At 45.7% G+C, this 6309-nt stretch carries 7 protein-coding genes; 3 read left to right on the top strand and 4 right to left on the bottom strand.

Annotated features, from left to right (window positions below; genetic code table 11):
* Nucleotides 1-120 (top strand): FAD-dependent oxidoreductase (locus NZ772_11745; protein MCS6814219.1); only part of this gene is annotated, 120 nt, incomplete at its 5' end.
* A gap of 59 nt (nt 121-179) precedes the next feature.
* Here the strand turns inward: NZ772_11745 and NZ772_11740 are convergent.
* Nucleotides 180-1157 (bottom strand): succinate dehydrogenase/fumarate reductase iron-sulfur subunit, encoded by a 978-nt coding sequence (locus tag NZ772_11740; GenBank protein ID MCS6814218.1) that lies wholly within the window; start codon nt 1155-1157, stop codon nt 180-182.
* A 723-nt stretch (nt 1158-1880) separates the two neighbouring features.
* On the opposite strand from NZ772_11740, the gene NZ772_11735 reads away from it, so the two are divergent.
* Together NZ772_11735 and NZ772_11730 are read left to right on the top strand one after the other, a co-directional pair.
* On the top strand, nt 1881-2276 hold the full coding sequence (locus tag NZ772_11735) for an AbrB family transcriptional regulator (GenBank protein ID MCS6814217.1): 396 nt from the start codon (nt 1881-1883) through the stop codon (nt 2274-2276).
* Between the two features lie 72 nt (nt 2277-2348).
* The gene (locus NZ772_11730) at nt 2349-3191 is read left to right on the top strand and encodes a CPBP family intramembrane metalloprotease (protein ID MCS6814216.1); all 843 of its coding nucleotides are present in this window, start codon (nt 2349-2351) and stop codon (nt 3189-3191) included.
* Here NZ772_11730 and NZ772_11725 read toward each other — a convergent pair.
* The 3 genes from NZ772_11725 to NZ772_11715 form a co-directional block, all read right to left on the bottom strand.
* On the bottom strand, nt 3188-4675 hold the full coding sequence (locus NZ772_11725) for a TM0106 family RecB-like putative nuclease (GenBank protein MCS6814215.1): 1488 nt from the start codon (nt 4673-4675) through the stop codon (nt 3188-3190). The genes NZ772_11730 and NZ772_11725 overlap by 4 nt on opposite strands.
* Before the next feature lie 251 nt (nt 4676-4926).
* A complete protein-coding gene (locus NZ772_11720) occupies nt 4927-5076 on the bottom strand; it encodes a hypothetical protein (GenBank protein MCS6814214.1) in 150 nt (49 codons plus the stop codon).
* Between the two features lie 611 nt (nt 5077-5687).
* The gene (locus tag NZ772_11715) at nt 5688-6155 is read right to left on the bottom strand and encodes a hypothetical protein (GenBank protein MCS6814213.1); all 468 of its coding nucleotides are present in this window, start codon (nt 6153-6155) and stop codon (nt 5688-5690) included.
* Nucleotides 6156-6309 lie beyond the last annotated feature (154 nt).

The following is a 6309-nucleotide window of genomic DNA, read 5'->3' as shown; positions in this document are numbered from 1 at the left end:
TCATTGCCCCATCAGCCTAGGGTACTGCTGGCAACGGGTCACTACCGCAATGGTGTGCTTCTAGCCCCCGCTACAGCAACTGCTATCTGCACTATGATCCAAGCTAGGTGCTGCGATTAGATGAACGTCACCTATAGCCCCTTTCCAAAAATCATTACCTGTTTGGGACTACTCTGAGACTAATCCATAGCTTGTACTGCATTGATCAGCGATCGTACTGATGCTGTTCCCAACGATGGCTCAAAGCTAAAGGGAAACTTACCCCGCGCTATCATCCGTAGACCCAGAGGCCCTAAACTGGCCAGTCCACGTATATCCCGAAAGTAGTTACCCACCACTTGCAACCCAAATTGGCGCTCATCTACCCAACCACCCTGCTTTACCAGTTCCACTAGCACCTTGCGGTGGCGCACAGGGCGACTATCGGCTGCTGTCTTACGAGCTAAAATCGCCTGTTTGATGTAGCCAATTTGATCCATCGGCGCAACCTGCATTGGACAAACTGCATTGCAAAAGTGGCAACGGGTACATCCCCATGCACCTGATGTGCCTTGGTTATAGCTCTCTAGCCGGGACTCTGTTTGATCATCGCGAGAATCTGCCAAAACTCGATATGCCTTGGCTAAGGCATGAGGCCCCACAAACTGCGGATTGACCTCATAGGCATTGCACTCAGAATAACAAGCTCCACAAAGAATACAATTGCCTGTTTGGTTCAGACGATCTCGCTCCTCAGGCGTTTGCAGAAACTCTCGCTCAGGGATTTGGCGGCTGCGAGTGCTAACGTAGGGGTCGATCGCCTGCAAATTTGACCAGAAACTCGTCATATCCACAACCAAATCCTTAATGACAGGCATATTTCCCAGAGGGGCAATAGTAATTTCTGGTACTGCCCGATCCGTCTGATGCGATCGAGCTAGTTCACTACCGACATTTTCCTTACAAGCCAGTGCCGATCGACCATTAATCCGCATAGCACAACTGCCACAGATTGTATTCCGACAGTTCTTGCGAAATGCTAACGACCCATCCTGTTCCCACTTGATTTTGTTAAGGCAGTCCAGGATAGTCATGCCTGGCTCTACCGTCAATGGGTAACTCTGAACCCACATTGGCTTATTTGGAGCGTGACGGGTAATTTTGACTAGAATTTCCATAACTTTCCTAGAAGCACTTGCAAACCCTTGCTGCTTGCTTGGCAATACTATCAATCAAGCTTACTTTCACCATTGTCTGTTGTAATGATATTGATTTCACAAATCATTGCACAGTGAGAATACCTCTCAAATCGTGACAAAACGTATTCAGAGTGAAGTTTTGACAAAAAATGTCTCCATCAAGAATCTTAACTAAGGTAGCAGGTACTTTGATAAACCATTAGGCTTTTAAGACAAGCTTTTAGATGTGGATTATGGTAAGGCTTATAGAGGAAAATCAATCACTATCAACCAACTGAGTTATGCTATATTAAGCTAACAGATTACAAATAAATATCTCAAAGATCTAAAAGCTATCCTAGAGGCAGGTTTGGGTTGTTTTACTGTGAATGTTTGATACGAATTACCGTCATTAAAAATCATGAACCTGAAGGTCATAAACTATTCAGTAAAGTCTGTTCTGCGGTGAAGCCTACGACTATCCTACCGCTGTATCTTGGGCTTTTACGTTTCGATATGCCTTGTGTATAGCGTTTAGCAGATTGCTAATGAATCATTAGCTCATTATACACCATCTAAATTGAGATAATTAAATTGAAATGATTCATTCTTCAACGTGTGAACCTTAAACTACCAGCAACCTAGGGACTCAAAATGCCGAGAACACAATTGGGAAGTAAACGCCAAGCTAAAGAGGTTGAAGCAGTAGCTGAAGCTACACCAATGCCATTGACAGGCAAATCGCTGTTACAAAAGCAGAAAGAGTTAGGCCACCTTTCCCGACGAGAAATTGCTAAGCGTTGTGGATACTATAAGGTCACAAAAGATGGTCAGGTTCGTGTTAATTTAGCAGACTTTTATGATGCGTTGTTGTTGGCAAAGGGCGTACCCATTACACCTGAAAGTGGCAAAGATGGCCGCGGACGCGAACCGACCTATCGCGTTAGTGTGCATAAGAATGGCCAAATCGTTATTGGTGCAACCTATACAGAAGCAATGGGCTTAAAACCTGGCGATGAGTTTGTTATTAAATTGGGCTACAAGCATATTCGCTTAAACTTTGTCGGCAATCAGCAGTCTGAGAACTATGATGACGATGATTATGATGACAACGACTAGCGCTTGTTGGAGAATTATTGTCCTAGAGCATTTAGCAAAGTGTACTGAAGCTCCAATTGCCTCCCTAATTACATGCCACCAGTAGCACTCTTCCATCAGTTATTTCGTGGGTTATTTCAATCGGTAATAGGTTGGACAGTTGGGCTGCTTCTCACCTGGGTTTTACTCTGGTTACCCTTAGCCGTACCCATTGCCCGGCAAGTCAAGTGGCACCCTCCGCTACCGATTACACCTCAGCAAAAAATCCCTCTGTTGGTCTCTCTTTACCTACTGGCACCTGTGATCATCTGGGGTGCTACTCATTGGGGAACTGTAAGCTTAATGGATTGTGGGCTGATTTGGCGGTGGTCACTGCTTGTTAATGGGCTAATAGGGCTAATGATCGGAACGGTTGGCGTTCTAACCCTGTTTTGGGTAGAAGCCAGTGTTGGCTGGATAAGTTGGCATTGGAATCACCAGGTATTAACAGCTTGCTTGCCTATCTTGGTACTAGGGCTTGGGGTCAGCGCTACTGAGGAAGCCATGTTTCGTGGTCTGTTCCAAGCTCGATTTCAGCAAAACTATTCCCTGTGGATAGCAGGTGCGATCGTCAGCTTAATTTTTGCTGTCTTGCACTTGGTCTGGGAGGGAGCCGACAACCTACCTCAGTTGCCTGGCTTATGGCTGATGGGAATGGTCTTAACTCTGGCAAAGGTTGTTGATTATGGTCACCTAGGATTAGCTTGGGGACTACATGCAGGTTGGATCTGGAGCATGGCCACATTGGATACTGCCCAAGTGATTGCCTATAACAACACAACATCGCCTTGGATACTTGGATTTGGCAACAAACCCCTAGCCGGACTAATGGGTATCTTATTTCTAGCCATCACTAGTGCTCTCTTGCTGGCATTTCGACCAATATTTCTTCCTTAAACCCTTAGCAATGGATTTTGCAGATTTTGTGGTGTAATCTGCGTAGCTTGGGCAAAGAAACTGACCAACCAATTTTTCAAGTAATACATGGCACGACAGTCATCTTCATTGTAGGTGACGATCGCCTCTAGATAGGCTCGATCGCCAGTCTCCAGCCATTGCGTATACCAACATACAGCTTGAGCACCAGTGGCATTTGGATCTCGCCAGTTAAATCCTAACCAGCGGGCAATATTTTTTAGTGCATAGCTTTCGATGGGCAAAATTACCCTACGAGTGACCTGCTCATGTAAATCTACGCAACGATCAATAGTTCGCTTCACTACAGCAGGCGGAGTATCATAGAGCGCTGCTAGCCGCTTAATCGTATGGGTTTCATAGGGACAAAAGTGAAAAATCGGTGCATCAGGATATTGCTCCACTAAGTCAACAAACATTGTCCAGATTTGATATTCAGCCTCAGGTGTTTCTGCCAAAAAGCTATGAAACTGCTCACACTGTGTTTCATGATTCACAACTAACACCCCCAGCAAATAATCCAGAGTCATATCCGGATCTGCTTCAATGTCGAAATAAAGCTCAACCTTACAAGTTGGTATATCAGTAGCCATATCGGGAGGGATTACTGATCGTAGCAATGCCTGTTGAGTTAAGTTCGAACGCGCCTGCAATACCAGTTTCTCGGCTACGTCCTTGCCAAACCCTGCTAATGGCTCCAGTACTGATGGAGGTGTATGGGCAAGTGCTTCTACAGTTGTCAAGTCTAGGGCTTGCAAAATGCTATAACGATGCGGAGTGATGCCAGCAACTAGGGATAGGTGTTGTTGCTCTTGCGCGATTGTGTAGCAGTGATTAAACCAGGGACACAGATTACAGCGATTACGGGCAATGAATACATCTGGTGCTTGGGATGATGTTAAGGTTTGTACACAGTTTGTAAGCACATCTTGCATCTGAGGCAGCACTGACAACACATCAACGCTACATAGCCCGCGCTCCCGTAACATCAACCATGCTTGATCTAGACTAGCCACTTGCACTGTAGACAACACATAAGCGTCAAATACTACACTCACTTGATATTCCAACTTGGGGCGCTTGCCTAACTTGACTGCGATCGGGACGTAGCACCAATCTCCAAGTTTTGATGATCCTGGTTGTTTAATTAACAAATCGGGGCAGCTCAGCAACGTCACTGCTTCAGAATATTGAGCCATCAACACCCCTTGCTGAATGCACTCAACACCTTCCTGCATCATCTGGTAGGTCAAACTAGCACCCGCTGCCCAATCACCGAGTGGATAGTGAGGTTGTTGTCCCGATCGAGTTGCCAACACCCGTTGCCGATGATTTGCACTGTCTCGCAGCAACTTTAACAAATAGTCACTAGGTGGTTCTTGCTGACTAGCATCCCCATAAAAGTCTAAAAATGCTCGCCGACTACAGCGTTGAAAATGTGACAAAAGTTCAGCCGTTAGCAATATACCCATTGACTTCGGGGAAAAAATTGACATTCATCACATCAGCACTGACAACAAGCCATTGCCAATCACTTTTACTAGCCTGCTGCTAGTCTGCCGCGGTAGAACCATCTCAGACCATTGCAGCTTTATTGTCCAATATATAGTTGATTCACTACAACTCCCCTACAAATACAAACCCAGTAAAAAGAGCCTGAACCACTATAGGTTCAAGCTCTCTACCGTGATGACTGAAATTTCAGATACCTTGCCGTTTAGTCTAGTGATTGGGAATGCTTGCGAATATCACCCTCAAACGGCTGCACACCCGTAGCAGGAAACTCATCATCTCGAGGACTAAAAATACGAGCAACAGCCTCTGAAAAATACTGCCTTAGATCAGAAAAAACTTTACCTAGATCCATAATATCAGCCTCCCGTCTAAATCAAATCAGCAATCATCAGGCATGAAGCGTTCCTAACAAAAGCATCAAGTAAGTATGAGGTAATTTGGGAGCTGCATGACAACTATGGTCTCACATCTGACCTTTGAGCTGCACTACTTAACCTTATGTCTAAACAGCCATTGCTCCCATAATCTGCCAGCGGGGAACTTTCATGCTCAATTCAATTATTACAAATCTCACTTAGCACAGCCCAACTTTCATTTAATTCTTAATATGTAGTTGTTGAGTTTAGGGTACTGAAGAATCTTATAGCACTGTGCATTGTAAACCAGTTCTAGCGAGAACAACTATTCCAACAGCGTAATCTTCTAGCCAACCAAGCCGACGGGAAGCAAGACCTATGCCCTCAAGCACCTCAATGTCACTTGCTGAGTCTGGAAATTGTTTATGTTATGCGTGGCTGTACAGCGGACTAAGTGTTGGATAGGGCGATCGCTAGCGAAGTCAACGCATAGTATTGTTTCCCCCACCTTCCCTATCAGTGCTGGTTACTCATCTATTAGAGACGTTACGATCGAGCTGGTGGCCTCAGCAAAGCTACTACATGTCAACCTTATGTCACACTCCCCCTAAGCACAGAACCTACCCCAGTACCCATCAAATGCTCTCCGAGCTGCCCGTTCGTCAAACTCTCCATAGGCAGCACTAAACCACAGGAATCGGCAAACGGCCCTTGACTGCTCTAGGGTGAGCATGTTGAAGCGAGATAGTACCCGCTCTCTAGACTCAGGTTCTTCTGGCAGAAGGCAACTGTATATAACCGAATCACCAGCACTTGTACTGTCTGGACACCTAAGTGCATGGAGCATCCAGACAGGCAGATAATACCGCCATCCCTTGCCATCCAGACAGCAAAATGCATCCCACAATTGATTAATCCACTCGGTTGGTACATCTTGCCAGCGCTGGTCTGTGTCTAGTGCTCGAGCCGCAGCACGCTCTTCTTCATCACCCCAATCATCAATTGCCCTCGCTTCGTGGAGAGTAATTCCGTCTTCACGACTAACTCCGTCGAATGCTTTGGTAATCAGTTCCATAAGTATGAGCCTATCTCTTTCTGCAAGAACATCAAGGGGAACCCAGTTTGGTATTCGCTCATCTTCTGAGGTTGGGCAACGAACTAAATCACTCCAGTAATGGTCACACGCACCGCATTCAAGAAAACTACGTTGGGCTGCTCGCAAGGTTACG

The sequence above is a fragment of the Cyanobacteriota bacterium genome (assembly GCA_025054735.1).
Lineage (GTDB): Bacteria > Cyanobacteriota > Cyanobacteriia > SKYG9 > SKYG9 > SKYG9.
The sequence above is the reverse complement of the archived record's forward strand: the minus strand, read 5'-3'. Positions and strand labels throughout refer to the sequence as shown.

Coding starts and splice junctions, on each gene's coding strand:
- NZ772_11730 (MCS6814216.1), top strand. CDS start 2,349: ATGCCACCAGTAGCACTCTTCCATCAGTTATTTCGTGGGTTATTTCAA.
- NZ772_11720 (MCS6814214.1), bottom strand. CDS start 5,076: ATGGATCTAGGTAAAGTTTTTTCTGATCTAAGGCAGTATTTTTCAGAG.
- NZ772_11735 (MCS6814217.1), top strand. CDS start 1,881: ATGCCATTGACAGGCAAATCGCTGTTACAAAAGCAGAAAGAGTTAGGC.
- NZ772_11740 (MCS6814218.1), bottom strand. CDS start 1,157: ATGGAAATTCTAGTCAAAATTACCCGTCACGCTCCAAATAAGCCAATG.
- NZ772_11715 (MCS6814213.1), bottom strand. CDS start 6,155: ATGGAACTGATTACCAAAGCATTCGACGGAGTTAGTCGTGAAGACGGA.